19 protein-coding genes are annotated in these 25,944 nt (G+C 57.3%); 5 read left to right on the forward strand and 14 right to left on the reverse strand.

Annotation, left to right across the window (positions count from 1 at the left end):
- Positions 1-53: 53 nt before the first annotated feature.
- The 14 genes from addA to ABLO27_RS12085 all read right to left on the reverse strand — a co-directional run bounded on the left by addA (position 54) and on the right by ABLO27_RS12085 (position 20,180).
- The gene (addA, locus tag ABLO27_RS12020) at positions 54-3,566 is read right to left on the reverse strand and encodes a double-strand break repair helicase AddA (RefSeq protein WP_353033158.1); all 3,513 of its coding nucleotides are present in this window, start codon (positions 3,564-3,566) and stop codon (positions 54-56) included.
- Positions 3,563-6,709 carry a double-strand break repair protein AddB gene (addB, locus tag ABLO27_RS12025; RefSeq protein WP_353033159.1) on the reverse strand — a complete coding sequence of 1,049 codons (3,147 nt, stop codon included), beginning with the start codon at positions 6,707-6,709 and terminating at the stop codon, positions 3,563-3,565. Before addB ends, addA begins: the two co-directional genes overlap by 4 nt.
- Positions 6,710-6,711: 2 nt before the next feature.
- Positions 6,712-7,446, reverse strand: coding sequence for a nucleotidyltransferase family protein (locus ABLO27_RS12030; RefSeq protein ID WP_353033160.1), 735 nt, complete (start codon positions 7,444-7,446; stop codon positions 6,712-6,714).
- Between the two features lie 46 nt (positions 7,447-7,492).
- On the reverse strand, positions 7,493-9,019 hold the full coding sequence (gene tsaE / locus ABLO27_RS12035) for a tRNA (adenosine(37)-N6)-threonylcarbamoyltransferase complex ATPase subunit type 1 TsaE (RefSeq protein WP_353033161.1): 1,527 nt from the start codon (positions 9,017-9,019) through the stop codon (positions 7,493-7,495).
- An 11-nt stretch (positions 9,020-9,030) separates the two neighbouring features.
- On the reverse strand, positions 9,031-11,454 hold the full coding sequence (locus ABLO27_RS12040) for a PAS domain-containing sensor histidine kinase (RefSeq protein ID WP_353033162.1): 2,424 nt from the start codon (positions 11,452-11,454) through the stop codon (positions 9,031-9,033).
- A 332-nt stretch (positions 11,455-11,786) separates the two neighbouring features.
- Positions 11,787-13,175, reverse strand: a complete 1,389-nt coding sequence (gene ahcY, locus ABLO27_RS12045; RefSeq protein WP_353033163.1) for an adenosylhomocysteinase — start codon at positions 13,173-13,175, stop codon at positions 11,787-11,789.
- Positions 13,176-13,484: 309 nt separating this feature from the next.
- The gene (locus ABLO27_RS12050; protein ID WP_353033164.1) at positions 13,485-13,991 is read right to left on the reverse strand and encodes a hypothetical protein; all 507 of its coding nucleotides are present in this window, start codon (positions 13,989-13,991) and stop codon (positions 13,485-13,487) included.
- A 134-nt stretch (positions 13,992-14,125) separates the two neighbouring features.
- Positions 14,126-14,794: a SatD family protein gene (locus ABLO27_RS12055; protein WP_353033165.1), complete on the reverse strand. Its 669-nt coding sequence runs from the start codon at positions 14,792-14,794 to the stop codon at positions 14,126-14,128.
- A gap of 130 nt (positions 14,795-14,924) precedes the next feature.
- A complete protein-coding gene (locus tag ABLO27_RS12060) occupies positions 14,925-16,235 on the reverse strand; it encodes a cyclopropane-fatty-acyl-phospholipid synthase family protein (RefSeq protein WP_353033166.1) in 1,311 nt (436 codons plus the stop codon).
- A 110-nt stretch (positions 16,236-16,345) separates the two neighbouring features.
- Positions 16,346-16,630, reverse strand: a complete 285-nt coding sequence (locus tag ABLO27_RS12065; protein WP_353033167.1) for an HPr family phosphocarrier protein — start codon at positions 16,628-16,630, stop codon at positions 16,346-16,348.
- A gap of 8 nt (positions 16,631-16,638) precedes the next feature.
- Positions 16,639-17,043 carry a PTS sugar transporter subunit IIA gene (locus ABLO27_RS12070; protein WP_353033168.1) on the reverse strand — a complete coding sequence of 135 codons (405 nt, stop codon included), beginning with the start codon at positions 17,041-17,043 and terminating at the stop codon, positions 16,639-16,641.
- A gap of 134 nt (positions 17,044-17,177) precedes the next feature.
- The gene (locus ABLO27_RS12075; protein ID WP_353033169.1) at positions 17,178-17,645 is read right to left on the reverse strand and encodes an HPr kinase/phosphorylase; all 468 of its coding nucleotides are present in this window, start codon (positions 17,643-17,645) and stop codon (positions 17,178-17,180) included.
- Entirely contained in the window at positions 17,642-19,459 is a 1,818-nt protein-coding gene (locus ABLO27_RS12080) for a sensor histidine kinase (RefSeq protein ID WP_353033170.1), read from the reverse strand. Before ABLO27_RS12080 ends, ABLO27_RS12075 begins: the two co-directional genes overlap by 4 nt.
- A gap of 22 nt (positions 19,460-19,481) precedes the next feature.
- Positions 19,482-20,180, reverse strand: a complete 699-nt coding sequence (locus ABLO27_RS12085) for a response regulator transcription factor (protein WP_353033171.1) — start codon at positions 20,178-20,180, stop codon at positions 19,482-19,484.
- A gap of 502 nt (positions 20,181-20,682) precedes the next feature.
- Here ABLO27_RS12085 and ABLO27_RS12090 point away from each other — a divergent pair.
- The 5 genes from ABLO27_RS12090 (at position 20,683) to ABLO27_RS12110 (ending at position 25,723) form a co-directional block, all read left to right on the forward strand.
- On the forward strand, positions 20,683-22,293 hold the full coding sequence (locus tag ABLO27_RS12090; protein ID WP_353033172.1) for a phosphoenolpyruvate carboxykinase: 1,611 nt from the start codon (positions 20,683-20,685) through the stop codon (positions 22,291-22,293).
- Positions 22,294-22,430: 137 nt separating this feature from the next.
- On the forward strand, positions 22,431-22,766 hold the full coding sequence (locus tag ABLO27_RS12095; protein ID WP_353033173.1) for an XdhC family protein: 336 nt from the start codon (positions 22,431-22,433) through the stop codon (positions 22,764-22,766).
- Positions 22,767-22,780: 14 nt separating this feature from the next.
- Positions 22,781-23,410: a LysE family translocator gene (locus ABLO27_RS12100; protein ID WP_353033174.1), complete on the forward strand. Its 630-nt coding sequence runs from the start codon at positions 22,781-22,783 to the stop codon at positions 23,408-23,410.
- A 4-nt stretch (positions 23,411-23,414) separates the two neighbouring features.
- The gene (locus ABLO27_RS12105; protein WP_353033175.1) at positions 23,415-24,110 is read left to right on the forward strand and encodes an XdhC family protein; all 696 of its coding nucleotides are present in this window, start codon (positions 23,415-23,417) and stop codon (positions 24,108-24,110) included.
- Entirely contained in the window at positions 24,107-25,723 is a 1,617-nt protein-coding gene (locus ABLO27_RS12110; protein WP_353033176.1) for a molybdopterin-binding/glycosyltransferase family 2 protein, read from the forward strand. Before ABLO27_RS12105 ends, ABLO27_RS12110 begins: the two co-directional genes overlap by 4 nt.
- Positions 25,724-25,944 lie beyond the last annotated feature (221 nt).

A 25,944-nucleotide genomic window follows, 5' to 3' on the forward strand; every position in this document is an offset into this window, starting at 1 on the left:
ACCCGATGTAAGCGCGTCAGTTGGCCCGAACGTAGGAAGCGGCAAGCCCGTCGTCAAGCTGCTGTGCCGTCAGGACGCAGCCCGGCAAAGGTCCGATCCAGAATTTCGGCGGGAATTTCCATCAAGGATGGTGCTGCCGTCCAGAGCAGACAGGCGGCAATTTCCCTGTCCGGATAAATCTGCTTCAGCAATTCCCTGTAAACACAAAGCTGTGCGCGGTATTCCAGCGGCACAGCCTCCGCGGACTGCGGCGGATTGAAATTGGTCTTGTAATCCACAATCACAACCCGTTTATCATCAACGAGCAGCCGGTCGATCTGCCCTGAGACCTCCACTTCGGTCCCATCACTGGCGCGAATCGTTCCAACAACCGGGACTTCCGCCTGAGCATCATCTGCAAACAAAGGCGCAAAGGTTGCCGATTCGAGTATCGCAGCGACTTCCTCCAGCAGCTTTTCACGGTAGCGCTCGAATTCCGGCTTCAAACTTTGCTTCAGGTAATTCCCGGCCGCAGGCAAACGCTTCTCTTCCGAAATGGCCGGAAGCAGTTCCAGCAACCGGTGCACAAGACGGCCTCGTTCCAGTGGCCAGGAGGCAGGCTGGTTGTACGCCTGAAGACGGGAAATGGCCGAAACCGGCGTAACGCCTTCTTTTTCCTCCATTTCCTCAAACGCGCGGGAAGGCTGTAGACGCTTCTTCTTCGGCAGCGACCTTACCGGCTGCGCCAACCACGTGGGCAGTTCTTCCTCCGCTGCAGCCGGGTTCACACCTACCGGGAGCTGTGCATCGCCTGCATTTTGCTCAGGGTCTTCGGAGCTTTTCTGCCAGCGCCACGCGGACACTTCGCCGGCAGCATCAAACAGTTCCCTGGCCTCGGGCTTCAAGGCCCGTTCAACCATGGAATACCAGCAGTTTTCATGGGCACCGCGTTTCGGTTCCCAACCGCAGACGATCAAGCGATCTTCCGCTCGGGTCAATGCAACATACAAGAGCCGCCGATATTCTTCTTCCTGTGCGTCCCGCAGTCCCTCGACGGCTTCATCATGCCAGGGGGTGCGATCTGCCTTGGACGGCAGCCAGACGAGCGCCGGCGGCAGCAATTCGTTTTGCAGGCGCATGCGCGGCAGGAAGGACGGATCATGAATGGCACTGACCGGCGCGGCCCCAGGGTCGACCAATACGACAATCCTGGCTTCCAGCCCCTTTGATCCGTGCACGGTCATGATCCGGACCATGCCCTTGGTGTTGGTAAGCTCCCGCTTGATTTCCGTCGGTGCGGCCGCCATCCAGGCCAGAAAACCTTCAAGTCCCGGGGTTCCGGACTGCTCATAAGCAATTGTCAGGGCCAGAAATTCGTCAAGCACATCATCTACTTCAACGCCCAGCCGGGCACGGAAAGCCTGGCGTCCTCCGTCAGCTCCCAACAAGCGGGCATAGAACTCGTAAGGAGGAACAAAGTCGGCACGTGCCCGCCAGTCTTCCAGCCGGGCGCGAACCGCCTGCCACTTTTCCGAGAATTCGGATCGCTTGACCAGCATCTGCCAGAGGGTTCCCGGCCGGATTTTTTCCGGCGCCTCGCGCGCTACCTCCAGAAGGTCTTCATCGCTCAGCCCGAAGAGCGGGCTTCTGAGGACACAGGCCAGCGACAGATCATCTTCGGGAAGCAGCAGAAACCGTCCGAGCGCCGCCAGGTCCTGAACCGCAATATGGTCCGTCAATACCAAGCGGTCACTGCCGGCAGCCGGAATGTCGAGCTGCTTGAGTTCCCGGTTGAGGGCTTCGACAAAGGGACCACGCTTGCGCACCAGGATCATCACGTCGCCAGGCTCTGCGGTTCCGGTCCGCATCCAATCCGCTATTTCGGATGCGATCCGCTTGGCAACCTTGAGCATCGGACTGCCGGTGCCGACATGATCGATCGGCTGACGCCAATCGTCCGGTTCTTCGATCTCCGCTTCAGCTTCCAGCGGCCAAATATCAACGATGCCGGGGTCCCGCCTGATGGCCTCATGAACGGGTGCTGTCACTTCCTGGGACAGCCCCCTGTGAGCGCTTTCGTCCTGGAATACCCTGTCAACGGCTCCAAGCACGTCCGGTGTCGAGCGGAAGGACAGCTGCAGGTTGACGGAGTGAAACTCCTGTTCCGCCGCCCCTGCCTGACTGGAAAAAGCCCGTCGCATAGCGTCGAAATAAGCCGGAACAGCCCCCTGGAAAGAATAGATTGACTGCTTTTCGTCCCCAACCGCAAAGAGGGTGCGGGTTCTTTCGTGAGCGCCTGTGCCTGCGAAAAACTCCGATGCCAGCGCCGTCACCACTTCCCACTGGCGCGGACTGGTATCCTGGGCTTCATCAACCAGAATATGATCGAGCCCCTGATCCAGCTTGTATTGCACCCATAACGCCGCATCGGACTTTTGCAATAGCGTTGCAGTCTTGACGACAAGATCTTCGAAATCCAGGTATCCGCGCGCCGTCTTGGACCGCTCGTAGTGGCGAATGACGGCATCTGCGAGCCGCAGGAGCGACCGTGTTCCCTCGAAGGTCGCAACCTTGCGACGCTCATCCAGAAGAGCCAGCAACCGGGTCTGCTCGCCAACAAGAGCTTCGACCATGACCGGGAATGCTTCGGCCACTTTCTTGGTCGCCAGCGATTTCCGCGGCTCCAGTTTGCTGGTCAGGAAAATCTGCAGCCAGGCTTCGCGGAAGCCGGTCGGGTCTGCAATCCGTGATGCCGAGGCGAGCGCGTCAGCGCGCGCCTGATCGGTCTTGGACCCGGTGTTCAGAGCCTCGGCATAACTGAGGCAAGTGTTCAGATCGAAGGGACACTCATCTTTGAAGCGGCTGTCAAAATCTGACAGTCGCACAGATGGGTCAACTTCCAGAAGGTGAGCCAATTCATCCAGGGCTGCTTCCAGGTCGCCCGCATCCACCGTCCAACGGCGAAACGCATCCCGGCTCTGAATGAGCTCGTCCAGCGCCTTTTGGGCGCCGCCATCGCTCATCAGATCGATGACGGATGCAAGCGCCTGACCAAACGCGCTTTCAGGCTCGGTTTCCGCCTGATGCAGCACGCTGGCACGCGCTTCGGCCATCAATTCGGCGGCAACCCGGTCATCCAGAACCGAAAAGTGTCCGGCGACATTTGCTTCCAGCGGAAACTGGTGCAGCAGAGATTCGCAGAACCCGTGAATGGTCTGGATTTTCAGGCCACCAGGAGTTTCCAGAGCGCGCGCAAACAGCCGGCGCGCCATGGCGACACGCTTTACATCGGGTTTCCGGCCCTCGATGTCCTGGAGTTCGGCGGCAAGCTCGCTGTCCTCCATGGTCACCCAGGTGCCAAGGATCTTGAAAACACGGGTGGCCATCTCTGCCGCTGCAGCCTTGGTAAAGGTCAATGCAAGGATTCTGGACGGGTCGGTTCCATCCAGCAGCAGACGCACGACGCGGCGGGACAGAACAAAGGTTTTTCCGGATCCTGCATTGGCGCTCACCCAGGCGGAGGCACGTGGCCGTGACGCCAGGTCTTGCCGTTCTCTTGTCAGCTGGGGAATTTCAAACCCGCTCATGACGGTTCGTCTCCCCCAAGCGCCCATTCCTGTGTACGGGCAAGATGATCATAAACGCCGTCCATCTGACGCTCGCGCATCACGCGGGCGCGGGATCGATAGCCAGTTTGCACCTTGGCATAGTGCGCAATCAGCTGTTCCAGTCTCGCCCAGGCATCCTCGATGAGATCTTCCAGTTCGGATTCCTTGGGATTGCGCCTTGCCTCGATGACGGGCTCTGCTCCCCCCTTGAGCTGAAGGTACAGAAGTTCAGTAACCGGAGCATCGGCTGGAATATCCTTGAAGCCGTACCGCTTGATCATTGCTGCTTCCAGCAATAATTGCGGCGAAAGAAGTGCATCGACCTGTTTCTGGGAGGGAACCTGCCCGGTCTTGTAGTCGATCACCGACAGTCCGCCGCTCTTCAAAAGATCGATCCGGTCTGCCCGACCGCGCAGGCGGAAGTCAAAGCCCGGCAGTTTCAGCTCGACACCTCCGCCGATTTCCAGAAAGCGTTGTTCAAGCGATCTGGATCTCACCGCCTCGTAGCCAACGAAACCGGCTGCGATCCGTTGAAACCGTGGCCACCAGAGAGCCCGGATCGCCGGAAAGGCATCAAGCGGCTCGAACAGGTCCTCACCGATATCCGTCAAAGCCGCTACTGCGTTGTCGTCAAAATCACCCGTCCAGGTGCCCAGGAATTCGGCCAGGGCATCGTGAATGAGATTGCCCTTGTCGGCCGCTCCCGGCTCTCCGCCGATCGGATCGACCGGCTGCAGTTCCAGAACATGGCGCGCATAAATCGCGTAAGGATCCCGGACCAGCCGTTCAATTTCGGTGATCGACAGCGTTGCCGGGCGTGCAGCCAATGGCGGTGTGGGGCACGGTCTGCCAGCTGGCTGGACGGGTCCGGGAGACCGGTCAAGCAGTGCGGCAAGTTCTGAGTAGACAGCACCTTTTTCTTCCATCGCCTGGGTTACGGTCGGTCCTGCGAGCGTCGTCAGGCGCTGCAGCCAGCGGGAAGCCACGGTCGGAGCGCCGTCAGCACGGGAGGTCCTGGACAGAAGCACCCGCGTTGCGCCCATACCTTGCGCAAAATCATGCGCAGCAGCGCCAAGCCTGCGCTCCGGCGGCTCCAAACCCATGTCCCGCTTCATCGGCCGGTTCAGCCAGGGATCGTTGCGGGTGCGCTGCGGCCAGACGCCTTCGTTCAATCCGCCCATAATAACAAAATCAAAGGACTGAAGCCGTGCTTCCATAGGTCCCAGGATCTGAACCCTCTGGTCTCCCGGCAGCCGGCGACGCACGGCCTGGCCAGACATGAGCGCTGGCAGAACAGACGGCCATTCGTGTGGCGGCACTTCCAGACCACTTGACGATGCTTCCAGAAGCCCGGTCAGGAACTGTGCCAGCACTTCGCCTGCTTCACCTGCAAACAGTTCCTCCGTTGAGCCGGTATCGTCAACGGCGATTGCCTGCACCACGTCGACATGACGCCTGGCAAGCTCGGTGATGGAGACCGGGTCTGCAGCTTCAGCAAGTTCTTCAAGTGGCCTTAGCGCGGTGGCCAACCTGCCCATGAGGTCGGATATCACGTCCCAGTCCGCTTCATGGATCTTTTTCCAGCGCGGCGTATGCGCCTTGCCGGCTTCCTCCCGGCTGGCTTCAACAGCCAGCTTCAGGCCTTCGGTTCCAGGACGGGCCCGTGGTCCGCGCACAACCCCGCGTTCAAGCGCACGCGCCGCTGAGCGAATGTCCTTGACCGGCAGTCCAAGCCGCGCAAGCGGATGCTTCAACAGGGACAGCAAATCGATCGGTTCACAGCCATTGAGGGCGAGTTTCGCAGCCAAAAGGGCGAGAATGGCCGGGGCTGTCTGGTCGAGGGGACGGCCGGCACTGTCATCCACCTGAATGTTCCAGCGGGCAAGTTCAGCCGCCACCCGGCGCGTCAGCATCCTGTCCGGAGAAATCAGTGCTGCCGTCTCACCGCGTTCGATCGTCTCGCGCAAGGCAATCGCCACGCTCAACGCTTCATCCGCTTCGTTGCGAGCCGTCAGGATGGAGACGTGTTCAAGTGCCTTTGCCCGCGCGTCCTCGGGCGTCACTTCCAGATACTCTGTCCAGCCATCGGACGTATCAGCCGGGCGCAAGGCCTCGGATACCAGTTTTTCCCGCAATGCGAGATCTTGCGGTACGGATGGACCCAGCTTCCGCACCCGCGACCGGTTCACTTCCAGGCGATCCAGAAGCTGTTTCAACGAATATTGAGGATGCGATGGCAGAAGCGTGCCGGACCGGCTGAAGAAATCACGCTGGGCGGTACCTTGCAGATCCCGCTGACCGAGCGAATGCCACGACATGTCGTCCAGGTACTGATCGAGGCCGGGTAGAACGATGACGCCCTGCTCCAGCCCCGCGACCACTTTCAGAAGTTCCGCCGTTGCAGGCACGGAGCCAGTTACACCCGCCACAATGACCGGCCCCTTGTGCGCCGCGCCGGCAAGGCGTTTCGCCTCGCGGCGGATCAGCGCGGACCTCCTGGCCTTCGGGTCCATGCGTCCAAGTTCATTCAGGTGTGCGGGCCATGCTTCCTGGACAATCTTCAGGAAATCCAGCGTGATCTGCCAGTAGCGCGCATGCTCTTCGGGAACGAGTCCGGAGAGTTCCGACCAATTGGCCTCCTCCGTTTCCACTTCATCCATGAGGGAAAGCAGATCACCGGCAAGCCAGGCGGCATCTGCTGTGGAGGCAGGCAGACCGAGAGGCTCGTCAGAGCGCAAGCTCAATGCTTCCCGTCTGAGCATGCCCTTCCACGCCTTCACCAGACGCGTCATTGCAAGATGACGCTCCAGCAAGGGCATAGCGGGAGGAAGAGCTTCGAGATCCGGTTCGCTGGTCAGGCTGTGTGCATCTTCATCAGCATCGCCGACCGGCCTGATAACAGGAAGCAGGACAGGTTTGCCGCCAAAGCGCTCCTGAAACAATTCGGGCAGCAGGCGCGCTGCGCGTCGGGTCGGAAGGTAGAGCGTGGCGGTTGGCAAGAGCAGCGGATCGTCCACTGGCCGGAAACCCGGCACCAATGTCCCGTCGACCAGCGTATCAACGAGCGTTTTGAGAAACGGAACAGAAGGAGGAATGGAAAAGAGACGCGTTGGCTCGGCCATCCTCAGGCAGCACTCTCGCGCACGGCATACTCGGCTGCACTGATTGCGTCCGGAGTGCCGATATGAAGCCAGAGACCTTCCATCTGCACCCCGAAAAGACGTCCGTTTTCGATCGCACGATCAAAAAGGGTATTCATCGAAAACGGCCCCTCGGGTGCCCCATCGAAGATCCGCGGATGGAGGATTGCAGCTCCCGCGTATGCAAAGGGTGTGACACCCTTTTCTGAGCGACGGGTCAAACTGCCGTCACGCGCCATCTCAAAGTCACCACGTCCGCTATAGCCGACCGATTTCACGGTTTCGGCCACAAGCAGAAGCACATCCATCCGGTCCTCGTCCCAGGCTTCGATCATGTGCTCCAGATTGGGCTTCACCCCTTCAATCCAGTAACAGGTATCCGCGTTCAGCTGGAAAAACGGCTCATCGCCCAAAAGCGGAAGCGCCTTCTTGATACCGCCGCCGGTTTCCAGAAGTTGCTCGCGCTCATCCGACACCACGATATCGATATCATTCCTGCGACGGACGTGAACTTCCACCAGGTCAGCCAGATAATGCACGTTGACGACGCAGGTCTTCACACCGGCAGCCACCAGCCGGTCCAGTCCGTGATCAATCAAGGCCTGTCCGTTGACCTCAATCAGCGGCTTGGGTGTCGTTGCCGTGATGGGGCGCATGCGTTTGCCCAGGCCGGCGGCCAGGATCATTGCGTTGGAAGGACGAAACCGCGTTTCTGTCATGGCATTACTCAAATCATTGCGACCGGTACCGGTACCGCAGAAACCCTCAAGGCCGGTACCGACGGTACCAGTTTTTCAACTCCGACAACTCGGGGGCTTCAAGTGCCCGGTCAAGATAGCCCAGTATACGCGGCAAATGGCTCAAATAAGCCGGTTTTCCGTCACGCCGGGCCAAGCGGACAAATATCCCCAGGATCTTTGAATTCCGCTGCGCCGCCATGACAGCGTAGGCTAACGAGAAACCGGACCGGTTGAACGCTCCGGTCTGTTTTTCCCTCGCCGAGACATAGGCATCGAAAAGATCTGTTTCCAGTTCGACGTCAATATCGGTGCGAGCATCCATCAATAACGATGCAACATCGTAAGCGACCGGGCCGACGACCGTATCCTGGAAATCTATGAGACCGATCCGATCCGTGCCCGTCTGGCCATCTTGCCACAAAAGGTTCGGTGAATGAAAGTCGCGCAGCACCCATCCTCGTTGGGCGTTTCCGAGACTTTCCAATGCGTTGCGCCAGAGCATTTCAAACTCGGCACGCATTGTCTCATCGACAGGTTCACTGGTGCTTTCGGGAACGTACCAATCAAGAAACAGGGACGCCTCGGCAACCAGAGCTTCGGTTGAATAGACAGGGAGCCTGTAACTTGCGCCGTCCGGTAGCTCGACCGCGCCGGGCCAGGGTTCGCCATGCATCTTCGCCAGAACATCGACCGCTGCGAAATACCGCTCGCGAACAGGCCTCCCGTTCACGACAATGGTTTCCTGTCCCAGGTTCTGAGACAGGATCAAGCCGTCCTCAATGCTGGAGCCAAGGATTTCGGCGGCCAGCAGCCCGCGCTGGCGCAATTGCGTTCCGACGGCCACCACCGACCGGCAATCGCGCGCCAGATGCACTTTTTCCATGTAACCGCGAACGGACGGATCAATCGCATTTCCAAGAAAGGGCCAGCGCATCAGCACTGCATTTTCGGCGCCGGCGTCCACCGTCTCGAATGTTCTGAGAGATGCATCGCCGGCAAGAAACCGACGCTCGGAACCGGCGAACTCCGTTCCTTGCAGGAATTCCCTGATGCGGAGCGTCTCGCCTATCCGCGTCTGCCAGCCAGGCTCTTCGGAAAAGAAGCTGAAAACACGGGCGTCACTTTCCTCATCCGGTTGGGAAATCTGGATCCAGAGCGCATGCGCGGGCAACAGGTCTTCGGCCTTTTCCGGCCACTCGATCAAGGCGGCCCCTGTTTCCAGTAGATCATCAAGGCCCAGCTCCTCCAGTTCTTCGGGCTCTTCCAGGCGATAAAGGTCGAAATGGGAGAGATCGAAGCGGTCGAAAGCATAGCTTTGGACAAGGGTGAAGGTCGGGCTTGGAACTTCCAGATCCGGTTCACCGGCGAATGAGCGGATCAAAGCGCGGGTGAAGGTGGATTTGCCCGCCCCCAGATCACCGGACAGGCACACGGTATCTCCCTGCCTGAGCGCCATGGCCAGGTCATTGGCCAGTCGCCCTGTGCTTTCTTCATCGGAAATCTGCAGGGTCAGGAAAGGAGTAGGCAGGTGCCGAAGTTCGTTGTCAGCCATTGACAGGCGTCCTATTCGGCGGCGGCCTGGTCCGCCAGTTCTGGCCGCGCCGGGAAGGTGCAGGTAACCGTCGTCCCCTTGCCTTCGGCAGAGTCGATATCAACCGCGCCGCCATGCAGCTCGACAAAGCTCTTCACGATGGCAAGGCCAAGCCCTGCCCCCTGACGCCGGGTTCCGGTATCGTGGCCGACGAAACGTTTGAAGACCTGGGTCAGGATTTCGGCCGGAATACCATATCCGTGATCCTTCACAACGAACGTCACGTTGTTTTCGTCGCGATCACAGCTGACATCGACCACACCATCAGGCTCGGAATAACGAACCGCGTTGGAAATCAGGTTGAACAGGACCTGACGCAGACGCTTTTCGTCGGCAATCATGACGCCGATATCTTCCGGAACATGCATGCGCAGATTGATCCGGGCTTCTGCAATCCGGTCTTTCAGCCCCTCAACTGCGGCCGAAACCGTGTTGGCGACATCCACCTCACCAAGGTCCAGCTCCATGATGCCGGCATCGAGCGTCGCCAGATCGAGGATATCGTTGATGATGGCGAGAAGAGCGGAAGACGAAGACTGGATGTATTCTGCGTATTCGCCTTGCTTTTCGGAAAGTTCGCCAAATTTCGGGTCGGCAAGCAGTTGGGCGAAGCCAATGATGTTGGTCAGCGGTGAGCGCAGCTCGTAGGATACATGCTGGATGAACGCATTCTTGATCTGGTCTGCCTGTTCGAGCGCTTCGTTCTTCTCAAGCAGTGCGCGTTCAACGTTCACGCTATCGGTAACATCAACAAAGGTGACCAGCGTCCCGCCATCAGGCAGCGGAACGGTCGCATAATCCAGAACATCTCCGTTGTGACGCTCCAGGCGATTGACCTTCTGGGTGCGGTTGTCCAAAAGCCCTGTGACGTTGCCAGCCAGCAGTTCCCATGCTTCCTCTTCCGTGTCGCTCAAAGTGCAAGCGGACACGACTTGTTTCACATGCGGCAGTTCGGATAGCTGGTCTTCTTCCAAGTCCCAGATCCGACCGAAAGCCGGGTTCCAAAGGCGCAGCCGGCCGTCCGAACCGAACACGGCAACCGCCTCGGACAGGTTGTCGAGCGTTTCGCCTTGCACACGGGTCAGAGCATTGTACCGGCTCTCAAGGTCGAGTTGTTCGGTGACATTCTCGTAGATGTAGGTAACTCCGCCTTGCGGGTGCGGATTTGCGATAACGCGTAATGTCCGACCATCCGGCAGGTGCCACCAGTTTTCGCGTGCTTCCAGCGACTGGTAGCTTTCCATCATCTTCTTGCGCCAGCCGCGGTAATCAGCCTGCTCCGGAATCTTGCGCGCTGCACGAAGCGCATCCAGAACGGCACCATCTTCCGGATGACCTTCTAGGAAGGTTGCATCCAGGTCCCAGAGTTGACGGAAGGCAGCATTGTAGAACTGAAGCTTGCGGTCGCTGCTGTAGATCGCCACGGCCGCAGCCAGCTGATCGAGGGTACGACCGTGGAATTCCTCGGCGCGCCCGAGTTCTTTCTTGGCCTGTTCCAGCTCGCTGATATCGACGGCAATACCCGCTCCACCGACATTCGCATTGACATCGGTGATTTCGAAGACTCTGCGCTCACCGGACGCCACAATCGGGATCCGTGCATTGAAACAGCCATCTTCGGTCCGCTGAACGGCCATGGCTGTGCGTGCCGCGGCATCCAGGAAAGTCGCGCCTTCCTTGACTGCACTTTCCGCGTCCGACATCTCGACAGCTTCGGCATAGGCGTCATTGGCCCAAATGAGGTTGCCCTCGGCATCGCGCTGCCAGGCCGGGTCCGGCATGGCGTCCAGAAGCGAGTGCAACATATGCAGCTCGCCGGAAATCTTGGCATTGCGCGCAGCGAGTTCGGCCTGCATCTGCCGTTCGCCCGTCAGGTCTCTCAATCGCAGAACAACTGCGCCCCCCGTCGTACGCCCCAGTGCCTCGACATAGGTTCCCGTACGGGTTTTCAAGGTCGTCGTAAAAGCTTCACCAGTGCGGAACAGCATATCCAGAAAGCGTTCCAGATCGCCTGCACATTTGGCGGTCAGCCAGCTGCCGAATGCCAGAAGCTGAGCCGGCGGGCGCGGCACGCCGGATTTTTCCGGCAATATGCCCCAGATCTGGGGCATGGCGCCGTTGCCGGTCCACACGATCACGCGTTGCTCATCGGTGTTGAGCATCGCTTCAAGACGATCGACGCGAAACTTCAGGTCGCCCTTTTCCTTTTCGAGGGTTGCGGTGACCTGTGCCGATTGCTTCCGATGTCGAACGAGAGAGACGGCGGCGGTAACGGCAAACGCACACATGCCGCCGAGCGCGCCGAAGAGAATCATGGTATCCGGGTTGATGGCAGCGGTGGTTTCCGCGAGCACGCCGGCAGCTACCGGGCCAGACGACAGTCCAAGCCCTGCCATCGTAGCAGCGCCAAGCTTAACTCGATTCAGACTCCGATCTCGCCACGTCGCGCATGAACGCGCGCCGTCTGTGCCGCCTATCGGCATGTTATGGTCCCCTTACGCCGCATTGTCCCGCCTTGCGGGAACAGCCCCCCGGATTCCGGGAGTAAATCAAAGACTTTCGCCTCTTGGCCTTTGATTCGTTTTAACCATAACCTTTTTGAGAATCGCGCAGAAGAGTCCGTAACTGAAAAGTTAACAGGACCCTTCAAATTGAAGGGTCCTGCGTTTTTTTGTTCACAAGCTCAGATCAGGCAACTGTCAATATCTAGTAGCCTGGAAAGCAAGCATCAGTATTTGTAGTGCTCGGACTTGAACGGACCGGTTTTATTAATCCCCAGATATTGGGATTGCTCGTCCGACAATTCGGTTAACGTGACACCCAGTTTTTCCAAGTGCAGGCGCGCAACCTTTTCGTCCAGATGCTTCGGCAGCACGTAAACTTCGTTCTTGTACTCATCACCCTTGGTGAAGAGTTCGATCTGCGCCAGCACTTGGTTGGTGAAGCTTGCAGACATCACGAAGCTCGGGTGGCCGGTTGCATTACCGAGGTTCACCAGACGCCCCTGGGACAACAGGATCATGCGCTTGCCATCCGGGAACTCGTACATGTCGACCTGATCCTTGACCGGGCGGCACTTGGTGTTCTTCAGCGCTGCAACCTGGATCTCGTTGTCGAAGTGTCCGATGTTACAGACGATCGCCATGTCCTTCATGCCACGCATGTGGTCGAAGGTGATGATGTCCTTGTTGCCAGTTGCGGTGACATAGATGTCGCCTTCCGGCAGCGCCTGTTCCATGGTTTTGACTTCGTAGCCGTCCATGGAGGCCTGCAGAGCACAGATCGGATCGATTTCCGTAACGATGACACGTGCGCCGGCACCAGCCAGAGACTGAGCCGAGCCCTTGCCCACATCGCCGTAACCGCACACAACGGCAACCTTGCCGGACATCATCACGTCGGTGCCGCGGCGGATACCGTCCACGAGGGATTCACGGCAGCCGTACCGGTTGTCGAACTTGGACTTGGTAACACTGTCGTTGACGTTGATCGCCGGGAAAGGCAGCTCGCCCTTCTTCTGCATTTCGTAAAGACGCAGGACTCCGGTGGTGGTTTCTTCCGAAACGCCCTGGATCAGTTCCTTCTGTTTCGTGAACCAGCCCGGATGAGAGGCCATGCGCTTCTTGATCTGCGCAAACAGAGCTTCTTCTTCTTCCGATGTCGGGTTCTCGATGACGCCGGTTTCGCCGGCCTCAACGCGTGCGCCGAGCAGGATGTAAAGGGTCGCGTCACCACCATCATCGAGAATCATGTTGGCGCCTTCAGGGAAGTCGAAGATCTTGTCCGCGTAATCCCAATACTCTTCCAGGGTTTCGCCCTTGATGGCAAATACCGGCACGCCTGCAGCAGCGATGGCAGCAGCAGCCTGATCCTGAGTGGAATAGATGTTGCAGGAAGCCCAGCGGACTTCTGCGCCCAGCGCAACCAGGGTCTCGATCAGAACAGCCGTCTGAATGGTCATGTGCAGGGAGCCAGCAATCCGTGCACCCTTGAGCGGCTTGGATTCACCAAACTCTGCACGGCAAGCCATCAGGCCCGGCATTTCGTGCTCGGCGATCTCGATTTCGGTACGGCCCCAATCTGCGAGCCCGATATCTTTGACAATGTAGTCGGTCATGAAAGTGTCCTGCTGTTAGGTCCAGCTCGTTACGCCGGGCTTGGAACAAGCAGCCGCTGCCGTTTGAAGCCCGTGCCTCAATGCATTGCGGCGGCCGCAAGCCGATTTCCGGCAGAATCCGGAATTCGTTGGGAGGCGTTATAGCGCCCACGAACACTTCACGCAATAAAGATATAAAGAATTCTTTATATGATGATTTTTTACGCACCGCCCACAACGTTTCGTCGGCAGAACAATGCCTTTCAGATTGATGACAAGCCATTCTCTGAAAATCCAATGCCGAAAGGTTCGGTCAACAACAGGGATTGCTCAGGTGCCGAACAGCCAGGTTGTCGGCAGGACGGAAAATCCGAAGTGCCTGTCATAAAGGACCAGCAATACGGCAACGCCAATCGCCCAGACAATGCTGGCAAAGGACCCGATCAGAAAATACTCGGCGTCGATCTTGTCATCCAGTTCCTTGTGCCGTGCGACGGTTTTCAGCGCGATGACGGCGAGGATGATTTCCCAGTTGTTCCAGACCAGCCCCGCCACGATGAGCAGCCGTTCCAGGAGACCGATGTAACGACCGGACTTGTTCTCCGGGTATGAGGTTTCTACAGAGTTTGCGCTGAAGTCAGCTTGCTCTGGCGATGCCGATGAAGGAAGATTGTCGAGTTCGGATACCTGCTTTGCACGGTTTCTCTGCGCCAGCTCACGCTCGCGCTTACCAGCTCCGCTGATTTCAAGAATGTATTTTGTAAAACCGGTTCCGACGTCGAACAGCAGATAAGCCAGGACGATATAGCCAATAGATTGAAGCAAAATCTCGAGCATGGCGCACCTTATCAATGCCTCGAGACTGAGGCCGGATGGTCAAAATTCCCGCTAAAATAGAAAGCCGTTCCGCAACAAACTTGTCAAAGCGATTGGCTGCCTTTGCTATCACATCCCCAACCTTTTGCCTGAATTCAGGGCCTCACACATTCAGCGAGATAGGTACGCAAGGCTTCCCGGCGGCTTCTGTAGTTATCCCATCCCGCCGACTCCAGCGTGTAATAGACTGACCGCCTGCTGACGCCACGTGCTTCGGCAATCCGGTCAGCATCTCCGCTGAACTGATCCCACAGACTGATTGTCTCCAACTGCTTTTCAGACCAACCGCGTTCCGTCTCCGAAAGCACGGAGCCAAAAACGTCCAACAGAGACTGGCGCGCACTGACGTCTTTAAGGTCGGAGGCTCCCAACAATGAGAAACGATAGGCGTTTGCATCCTGTTTCCGATTTAGAACCTCACGAGCATTCGCCAGGCCGTCACCGAGCATGTTCCAAGCCAGCTCTTTGTTGATCGGCGTCTGGATATCTGCCTGACCAATCACGAAACGACAGGGAACGTCCTCGAACAGCAACCTCAGGCGCAGGGTATTGGCCATATGGAATGCCAGTGCAGAGCTCGGCAGCAGTCCCTGAAACTCATCTCCCAACGTTATGGTCAGGGGAGAAACAAGTTCCGTCCGGTTCTCGACATTCACCTTGCTGATCGCATCATTGAAGACCTCGTGTAATCGGCTGCGATCCATCTTTTCGCTACCGATCACATCGCCCATGAGCACGGACAGTTTTTTCGTGTCACCGGACATCGCAAAGTCCTGTTGCCTGAAGACCTGCGCCAATAGTGAAGGAAAATCACTTCACAGTCAAATTGTGAAGCTAGTTCACTTCACTGCACCTAAAAGAAGGAAAATCACTTCAATTCATAAAATGCTGTAATCATGACCTGTAAAGATCTTCTCGCGTCGGAGGCATGCCGGACAGCCCTTTGGAGCGCCTTGAAGTGACGGTCTGAAAAATACCGATCGTTCCGCGTTCAAAGCCAAGTGACACGCCGCACAGATAGGCAAGCCAGAGCCGGTATTTTTCCTCACCGACCTCCGCGATTGCCTTATCCTTGACCTTCATGAGGTTTTCCGCCCAAAGGCGAGTTGTGCGAGCGTAGTGCTCCCGCCAGGCTTCGACATCGTGCACCTCAAAACCGTGAGCCTCGAGATTGGTCAGGGTCCAGCCGATATGGTCCACCTCGCCGCCGGGAAATATGTACCGCACCAGAGCCTGGTATTCCGGCTTCTTGCGCCGAAACGCCTTCAGATCCTTTTTGCCGCGCCGGGTAATGGCGTGATGAAGATACAGACCGCGCGGTTTCAGCAGGCGATGGACGCTCTGGAAATAGTTGTCGTAGTTGTCCAGGCCAACGGCTTCAAACATGCCGATTGACGAGATTTTGTCGAACTTCCCCTCCATATGACGGTAGTCGATCAGTTCCACTGAAACCTTGTCCTGAAGGCCTCGAGCCGTGATGTTTTCACGAGCCAGTTTCAGCTGCTCTTCCGCCAGCGTAACGCCTACTGCCGTCACTCCAAAATGTTCTGCAGCATGACAGATCAGGGCACCCCAACCGCAGCCGATATCCAACATGCGATCGCCGGGCTTCAACCGCAATTTACGGCAGATCATGTCGAGTTTGTCCGTCTGCGCCGTTGCCAGATCGTTTTTCCAATCCGTGAAATAGGCGCAGGTATAGACCATCTTCGGATCGAGAAAGAGCCGATAGAAGTCGTTGGAAACGTCGTAGTGAAAAGCGATATCGTCTTTCCGGCTGCCGGAACTGCGGTCTGCAAGCTTTCCGGCATCCAGACCGTTGGTCTGGCCGGCTTTGCTGCCTGTTGTGTTTCCCAACAGCAAGGGAAGCGCGTTTTTCAAAAGGAGACGTTTGCTCAGACGCTTGCGAACTTCCCGGCCTTTGACCTTGGGCCGCTTGTCTGCAAATTCGAAGATGCTGCCACCACGCGGATCAATCTCGGCCGTCGAATAGAGATCGATCACTGTTTTAATGCCCGGTCGCCTCAACAGCCTGGTCAGAGCTGTTTCGGAAAGTGCGATCCTCAGTCCATCAGCAGGGGCGTTGGCCGGAACGAGGGAACCGTCCCAGAGCTCAAAGGCAAATTGCAACTCCAATGCACGGTGGAGATGTTCCAGCACCTCACGCGCAGCAGAAATTAACCGGGTTTCCGAATGACTCGCCATGACACCCCATCTAAAAACGGCTGCAGACGACTGGCGTGCTGCAAATTAATTGTCGGGTGGAAAAACAAAGACCAGAAAATACATGCTGGCTGCATCCATGACCGTAAAAATCAGTCCTCTTCGCCGAAGCCGCTTTCTACAAGCTCTGAAATTGCGGAGAGGGCGTCTTCAGCGTCATCTCCGGTTACACACACCTTGATGCAGCAGCCCGGGCTGGCGGCAAGCATCATCAATCCCATGATGGATGTTCCACCGACGGTCTGCCCGTCCTTTGAGACTTGGACATCCGCTCGAAAGGTTTCGACAAGCTTAACCAGCTTTGCTGAAGCACGCGCGTGAAGGCCGCGGCGATTGACGATCGTCAGGTCTTTTTCCAATAAATTCTGAATTGTCATTTTTCGTATTAATTCTGCCCCGACAAAACCTGGCTAGCGACTGAAATGTATTTTTGACCGGCCTGACGCGCTTCATCGACGGCGTCTGCAAGTTCGCGGTCCGCGCGCACGCTGGCCAGCTTGATCAGCATGGGAAGATTAACACCGGCGACCACTTCAACAGATTTGCTGTCCATGACCGAAATGGCCAGATTGGACGGCGTTCCGCCAAACATATCGGTCAGAAGAACCACACCGTTGCCGGAATTGGCCGCCTCGACCGCAGCCAGAATATCCTGCCGCCGCTGCTCCATATCGTCATCCGGGCCAATAGAAATGGTTTCAACCTGTTCCTGAGGGCCAACGACATGTTCGAGCGCCGCTTTGAATTCTTCGGCGAGACGTCCATGGGTGACAAGTACAAGTCCGATCATACGTAATATGGCCTGATTATCGAGTGCAGTTAGCTCAAGGTTCCAACCGGAACCCGGGGAGCCGGGCGTTTATCAGTCTGATGCACTCTCTTCAACCGTCTCCCCAGTTGCAAGCAAAAAACACTGTTGCTCTATTAAATATAATCAGGTCCGCCAGGAAACAAACTCCGAAAGGCCCAGCGGATCTGACGAACACTGATGTCAGGCTCATTTGCGGGACATGTGACAGTGGGCAGAAGGCCTTCTGCAACAGGCTGCATCGGCAAGGCTTCTTCTGGCAGACGTTCCATTTCCGCCATGGGAACAAGGTTGACGAGCAAGTGAATGCGGGCAGTCGTTTGAAAGGCTGCATCTACCAGCCCAAATCCGCGAATTTCCAGCTTTCCCCGGATCGTTTCAGGAACGCTCGCGATCACTCGATCTTCTTCACACAACAGAAACACCCTGTCATCCGCCACGAGTACACCCCGGTTGCCCCTGGCTGCTGCAGCCTCGACCAGCGTTTCGGACAGTGATGATTTGCCGCAGCCGGCCTCGCCAAGGATCAGCAGTCCGCGCGTGCCGACAACAACGCAATTGGCGTGGACGGCCTGTGCTGTCACTTTCCGACTCCTGCCGGCATGTAAATGATGAACCTTGCCCCGGCGATCCTCTGTTCACCGTCCGGGCCAAGCTCCATACGGTTGGTCGCAGTGATGGTTCCGCCATGCGCTTCGATGATCTGCCTTGAGATCGACAGGCCGAGACCCGAGTTGTTGCCAAACCCTTCGCCATCCGGCCGGTCGGTGTAAAAGCGCTCGAAAATGCGTTCCGTATTTTCCGCGCGGATCCCTGGACCGTCATCATCCACGATGATCTTGATCCTCTTGCCTTCCCGTCCGAGATCAACGCGAACCGTACCGTTTGCAGGTGAGAACGAGCGGGCATTGTCCAGAAGATTGCTGATGACCTGCCCGAGGCGAATGTCATGCCCCATCATCTCGTAGGGTTTTGCCCCCTGCGCATCGGCAACCGCAAGCTTCACGCTGGCTTCTTCAGCACCAGAGCGTTGATTGGCGGCGTCGGCCATGTGGCGCAACAGTTCGGCTAGGTCGATTTTTTCCGACTGGATTCGGGCCAGTTCCGCATCCAGTCTCGAGGCGTCGGAAATATCGCTGATCAGCCTGTCCAGACGGCGCACGTCATGTTGAATGACCTCCATCAGGCGGTCCTGCGATTCCTTTGACCGTGCCAGGGGCAGCGTTTCCACCGCACTGCGCAGAGACGTCAGGGGGTTCTTCAGCTCATGCGCCACATCCGCCGCAAACTGCTCGATCGCATCGATCTTGTTGTAAAGCGCGTTGGTCATATCGCTGAACGCCCGGGCCAAATGCCCGATCTCGTCCTGACGGTCCGAGAAATTCGGAATTTCCTCTCGAGAATTTGTCCCCTTACGCACACGGTCTGCCGCGGCGGCCAATCGGCGGACCGGCCCGGCAATCGTGCCGGCCAGCAAGATCGACAATAGGATCGTCACGGTGGCGGCAAACAGGAAGACGCGAATGATCGCGATGCGCTCGGCTCGCACGATGGCATCGATATCACCCCCCTGCGTCGACAGGAGCAGCGACCCGAGAACGGCGCGGAAACGCTGGATCGGCACCGCGACGGAGACAATCAGCTCACCTCGCTGGGAAATTCGGGTCACACTGGCAGGAGACCCCGCGAGAGCTGCCTCGACTTCCGGGTACGCCCTGCCGTCTCCACCGCCGACTTCCTGATAGAGCGGCAAATCACCCTGGCGCAGCCAGCGCTTGGCCCATTGCCACACCGTGTCCCAGAACCCTTCGTCCTGCGACGTTGGAGGAGGCAGGTCGAACCGAAGGATCTGTGCGCTTGAATAAAGATGCCGGGAATCGAGGATCAGAATCCCTTCCGGATCATAGATCCTGGCCCTGGTTTTGGTAGGCGAGATAAGACGGCGCAAAACCGGCCCGACCCGCTCCGGATTGATGGGAAAATCCAGATTGTCGAGATCGTCGCTGGTCGGCGTGATGCTTTCGCCCGCCTGAAGCTGCAAAAGACGTTCCGGGTCTACTGTGATCGCACCCGTGTCGACCGTTGCAGAAGCTGCAATCGCACCGGCAATGATCTCGCCCTGGGTCAGAAGACTTTGAACCCGCGCATCGATAAGACCGGCTCGAAACTGATTGAGGTATAGAATACCGATCACCAGCGCGAGAAGACCGACCAGGTTGATCGCAATGATCCGCCGCGTCAGCGACGAAAGAACATAGGTTCCGAAAATACGCCCTAGCTGATTGAGCAGGCGACGACGAAGGCGCTTGTTGCCAAGTCGGCGCAAACGGGATCGGTCCGAACCATTTGCAGGTTCAGAGACGTCAATTCCCTCTGCGCTCTCGCTTTCAACCGCCATTCAGATACGCTCTACGGCTGCTTCAGACCTCCCGGAACCGGTAGCCTACACCATAAAGGGTTTCGATCATGTCGAAGTCGTCGTCAACAACCTTGAACTTCTTCCGCAGACGCTTGATGTGACTGTCGATGGTGCGGTCGTCCACATATACCTGATCATCATAGGCCGCATCCATCAGTGCATTGCGGCTTTTGACGACACCGGGGCGCTGGGCCAGGGCGGACAATATCAGGAACTCCGTAACGGTCAGCGTCACGGGCTTGTTGTTCCAGGTGCAGGTGTGGCGCTCCTGGTCCATCACCAGCTGGCCACGCTCCAGAAGCTTGTCCGCGTCATCGCGTGGCGCGGAAGCATCCCGGGGCTGCGCCCGGCGCAAAACCGCCCGTACGCGCTCAACCAGAAGACGCTGGGAAAAGGGTTTTCGGATAAAGTCATCCGCCCCCATCTTCAAACCGAACAATTCATCGATCTCGTCGTCCTTGGACGTCAGGAAGATGACCGGGAGATCCGAGTTCTGGCGCAACCGGCGCAGAAGCTCCATGCCATCCATGCGTGGCATCTTGATATCGAAAATCGCCAGCTCCGGAGGATCGCTCTGCAATCCGTCCAGCGCAGAGGTTCCATCCGTATAGGTCTGGACCCGATATCCTTCCGCTTCCAATGCAATAGAGACCGAAGTCAAAATGTTGCGGTCGTCATCGACCAGAGCAATCGTCGGCATGCTTTGCTTTTCCATTTCCGGCAACGCGCCAGTGGCGCGCATCGGTTTACTTTAACACAGAGCCTTTGGCCTGCTAAATGCGCATAAATTAAGGCAAACCGCTAATTCTACCTAGCATCTGATTGAACAGCACGTTTGTCGGCTGCATTGATGGGTATCACGAAGCGGAAATTCAAGTACCCCCCCGCCGCACGAAAAACGCGCAACAATACGCCCGAACCACTCTAGCCTGCCGAGCGAGCGCGAACCAGGCGCACTTTCTTTCGAAATAACCGTAGATACGAACATTTCGAAGGTTTCGTTTTTTACTTTCCCACCCAAATTAATCATTGAGCAAATTCAAAAAACTTTTAATCGATTAAACAATGTACCAGCACCTTTAGTAGTCTTGCTGCCCCAAAGTCATTCCACTAGGTTCGCAGCCCTCACGTCCGGATTTAGTCTTTCTTAACTCTCTCCGGCGGAGACGAGAAAAAGCCCACATCACGAGGACTGCGGGAACATGCAAGAAATCGGTGTCAGGAATCCATCCAACGGCTGCGAAACCTTCGGCTTCAAAGGTCTGAAGGCGCTCTATTGGAACCAAAGTGAGCCTGCACTTTACGAATACTCCCTTTCCCGCAATGAAACTCAAATTGCCGCTGGAGGAGCTCTGGTTGCCGAAACCGGGGTTCACACAGGCCGCTCCCCTAAAGACAAGTTCGTCGTTCTGGACGATGAAACGAAGAGCAGCGTCTGGTGGGACAACAACGCACAAATGCCGAAGGAAAAATTCGACACGCTCCTGTCGGATTTCCTGGCTCACGCGGAAGGCTTGGAACTGTTCGCTCAGGACCTTTACGGCGGAGCTGATGCTACCCACCGGCTGCCCGTTCGCGTTTACACGGAATTCGCCTGGCATTCGCTGTTCATCCGCAATCTTCTGCTGAGACCAGAAAGCCGCGAGCTTGCCGGTTTCGACCCGGAAATGACCATTGTCGATCTGCCGAGCTTCAAGGCAGATCCGGAGCGTCACGGTTGCCGCAGCGAAACAGTCATTGCTGTCGACCTGACCCGGAAAATCGTTCTGATCGGCGGGACGTCCTATGCGGGCGAAATGAAGAAATCGGTGTTCACGATGCTGAACCACCTTCTGCCGGCGAAGGGCATCATGTCGATGCATTGTTCGGCAAATGTCGGTGACGTAGGAGACACCGCGGTCTTCTTCGGTCTTTCCGGCACCGGCAAGACCACACTTTCCGCCGATCCGTCACGGACTTTGATCGGCGACGACGAGCATGGCTGGAGCGAAAGCGGCGTTTTCAATTTTGAAGGCGGTTGCTACGCCAAGACCATCAAGCTGTCGGCCGAAGCCGAGCCGGAGATCCACTCCACGACGCAACGCTTCGGCACGGTTCTGGAAAACGTCGTCCTGGATGAAAATCGTGTCCCTGACTTCGACGACGGAACAAAGACAGAGAACACCCGCGCGGCCTACCCGATCCATTTCATCTCAAATGCAAGCGAAAGCGGCTGCGCACCGCGTCCGAAGACAATCATCATGCTGACAGCCGATGCCTTTGGTGTGATGCCTCCGATCGCCCGCATGACACCGGCTCAGGCCATGTACCATTTCCTGTCCGGATACACCGCAAAGGTTGCCGGAACCGAAAAGGGCGTTACCGAACCGCAGGCCACGTTCTCGACCTGTTTCGGCGCTCCGTTCCTGCCGCGGCACCCGTCCGAATACGGCAACCTGCTCAAGGACCTGATTGCCAAGCACAATGTGGACTGCTGGCTGGTCAACACCGGCTGGACCGGTGGCGCTCACGGTGTAGGCCACCGCATGCCGATCAAGGCGACGCGGACGCTGCTTCAGGCAGCCTTGTCCGGTGATCTCAATCAAGCTGAATTCAGAACCGATCCGAATTTCGGTTTCGAAGTACCGATCACGGTTGCCGGTGTCGACGAAAAGATCCTGACCCCTCGCGAAACCTGGGACGACAAGGAAGCCTACGATGCGCAGGCAGCAAAACTTGTCGAAATGTTCGTGAGAAACTTCGAGACGTTTGAGGGCCATGTGGACGGCGCTGTCCTCAGCGCTGCACCCGCGTTGAGAGCGGCTGCAGAATAAGGTCTGAAAACCTCTGGCCACACGAACTTGAGCGGCGCTTGCATCAGCAGGCGCCGTTTCTGTTTTCAGGCATCTTTCTTCCCGTTTGGAAAGATCTATATTGAGTAATCCTTCCCGGGCCAGAAAGGGGCTTGCTCATGTCTGCAACAGAACATTCTTCCATCGCAGATGTCCTGAAGACTGCTGAAAGCTGGAGTAGCTCCGGCCGATCCGTCGCGCTGGCAACAGTGATCGAAACCTGGGGCTCTGCTCCAAGGCCCGTCGGGTCCCACCTGGTGATAGATGCAGACGGGAACTTCGAAGGATCCGTTTCCGGAGGGTGCGTCGAAGGCGCGGTTGTTTCCGAAGCGATCGATGTAATCGAAACCGGCCAGCCGACAACACTGGAATTCGGTGTTGCGGACGAGACAGCCTGGCGCGTCGGTCTCTCGTGTGGCGGCCGAATTCGTGTTTATGTTGAACCTGTTCTTTGAATTGGATCCCAGCCTTGCTTTCAACCGAAACTTTTCTGGCCTTCATCGCCGCGACCGCGCTTTTTGCCTATATGCCCGGCCCCGCCCTTCTTTATACGGCTGCCCAAACCATATCGCGGGGCCAGCGCGCAGGCTTCATGGCGGCGGCCGGTATTCACCTTGGCTGCTATGTCCACGTCTTTGCCGCTGCCTTCGGTCTGTCTGCAATATTCTCGGTGGTTCCGACGCTCTACTTCGCCCTGAAACTGGCCGGGGGTGCCTATCTGGTTTACTTGGGTGTTCAAATGATCCGCACACGAGTCGCGTCCGGCCCGGTGCCGAACCTGCCGCAAAAATCCTCTCGCAGGGCATTTGTCGACAGTGTGCTCGTTGAAGTCCTCAATCCCAAGGTCGCGATATTTTTCATCGCCTTCCTGCCTCAGTTCGTCAGCCCGAGTGCCGAGTTCCCAATATGGGCACAGTTTCTCGTTCTGGGCACCATCGTGAATTTCGCCTTCACGTCGGCAGACATTGTGACGGTGCTGTTCGCCTCGGAGGTTAAGAAGCGCCTGACCAAAACATCCAGTTTCCAGGACTTCAGCCGCTGGATCGGCGGTTCGCTCCTGGTTGGGCTGGGTGTCAAACTCGCAACGGACCGTAGCTGATCCAATGGACCTGTCCCTTCTCTCAGAACTGAACGACCTTCGCTCAACCCGGCGCGCTGCAATCCTTGCTACAAGTCTATCCAACGGCAGTCAGAGGCTGATACGCAAGGAAGACGACTATTCTGCCGACCCGCTTGCCGAGGAATTTTCCAAACGCTTCCGCTCCGGCAAATCCGGCATCGTGCAGGAGGATACGGAAGATGTTTTCCTAACCGTGTCGGTCCCCTCTCCCCGTCTGGTGATTATCGGTGCGGTCCATATCAGCCAGGCCCTGGTGCCCATTGCAAGGATTGCCGGACTGGATGTGAGCGTCATCGATCCGCGCACAGCCTTTGCCACCGAGGATCGCTTCCCGGGTAGCTCGTTGAAAGCGGAGTGGCCTGAAGATGTACTCAAGGAAGCGCCACTTGATGCCTATACGGCGGTTGCCGCAGTCACGCACGATCCGAAGATCGATGATTTTCCGCTTATCGAAGCCTTGAAGACCGGATGTTTTTACGTCGGTGCGCTTGGAAGCCGCAAAACTCATGGCAAGCGGCTGGAACGGTTTAGGGAAGCCGGTGTAGCGCCTGAGCTGTTTGATCGCATCGATGCTCCGATCGGTCTCGACATCGGCGCCGCTTCACCTGAGGAGATCGCGGTTTCCGTACTTGGCTCGATCATCAAAGCTCTGCGAAAAGCGCCGGAGTCCTCTGAATGAAATTCGGTGAGTGTTCCAGTTTAGAGGCCGTCGGCTGCATTCTTGCACACAGGACCAAGCTGCCTGGAAGGACGCTGAAAAAGGGGCATGTGCTCACCTTTGAAGACTGCGCTGAACTCACGGAACATGGCATCAGCCAAGTGGTTGTCGCCCGCGAGGAGGACGGTGACGTCGGGGAGGACCTTGCAGCAACCCGTTTTGGGCAGGCGGCCAAGGGACCCCATGTCAGCGAAGACACTGCCTTTACGGGACGAACCAATCTCTACGCGGATGAAAATGGTGTCCTGGTCATTGACCAGAGAGCTGTCACCGCTGCCAACCGCATCGCCCCTGCAATCACTCTCGCCACTTTGCCAAACTTCAGCAAGGTCGCTCGTGATCGTATGGTGGCAACAGCCAAGATCATCTCCTTTGCCGTTCCCGAGGAACAGCTGAAATATGCGGAAGATGCCATTCGCGGTGCGGTTTCGGTAAGCCCGTTCCGGTCAAGTAAGATTGGTCTGGTCGCAACGGAACTCCCGCATCTGAAGCCGACGACGATGGACAAGACACGACGCGTGCTGGAAGACCGTCTGCGCCCGAGCGGCAGCATCGTTGTCAACGAAAAACGCGTTCCGCACACGGCCTCGGCAGTGGCGGGCGCTATGGACCAGTTGATAAAGGACGACGCTGATTTTCTGATTCTCTTCGGCGCCTCGGCCGTGGTCGACCGGCAGGATGTCCTGCCGGCTGCATTGGATCTGGCAGGAGGAGAAGTCAAACATCTCGGCATGCCGGTCGACCCTGGCAATCTCCTGATGCTTGGCGACCTTGGCGGTGTTCCGGTGCTCGGCGCTCCTGGATGCGCACGAAGCCCAAAGGAAAACGGCTTCGACTGGGTACTCGACCGGCTTCTTGCCGGTCTGGAAGTCAAACCGGATGACATCACCGCCATGGGAGTTGGAGGTTTGCTCATGGAGATCGGAACCCGGCCACAGCCGCGTGAGAAGAAACGGCGCGATACAGAGCAGCGTATCGGCGCGATTGTTCTGGGCGCCGGCAAGTCGTCACGGATGGGCGGGCCAAACAAACTGCTCGCGCAGCTCGACGGCAAGGCCCTCATTCGCCATGCCGCGGAGGCGGCCCTCGGTGCCGGTTTGACACAATCGGTACTCGTAACCGGCCACCTTGCGGAAGAAGTCGGCGAAGCTGTTTCGGATCTTGATGTTTCAATCGCGCACAATCCCGATTTTGCCGATGGCATGGCGGGCTCGATCCGGACCGGAATGAATGCTCTGGTACCTGATCTTGACGCGGTGATCGTTTTGCTGGGCGACATGCCTCGCATTGATTCCGGTATCCTTCGCAAACTCGTTGACGCCTACCGGGAGAGTGATTCCAACCTGATTGTCACCGCCACCGCAGAGGGCAAACGCGGCAACCCGGTCCTGTGGGATCGAAGGTTCTTCGACGACCTGAAATCGCTTAGCGGCGACATTGGTGCTCGCCATATAATTGCTGAAAATCCTGGATTCGTATCTGAAGTAGAAATAGGTCCTGCAGCAAGATTGGATCTCGATACTCCGCAAGCTTTGAAAGATGCTGGCGGCACTTTACCGCACGATGTCAGCTAAGCAGTTGAGTCTTTTAACTATCGACCCCAGTTAAACGGCTTCAATAATACTACATTAACCCGGTATGCGCTGAGTGCAGGCCGGAAATGTCAGGTATTCTATTGCATTTTTGTGACATGCCGCTTATGTAATGCCTGCGCTTGCTGAAGAGCACCCTTGGGGGTTGGACAACGGATGACGTCCCGGGCGCCGATAACATCCGATTCCTTACGAAAGCTGTT

Origin of the sequence: Roseibium sp. SCP15, assembly GCF_040329435.1 — a bacterium.
Taxonomy (GTDB): Bacteria; Pseudomonadota; Alphaproteobacteria; order Rhizobiales; family Stappiaceae; genus Roseibium.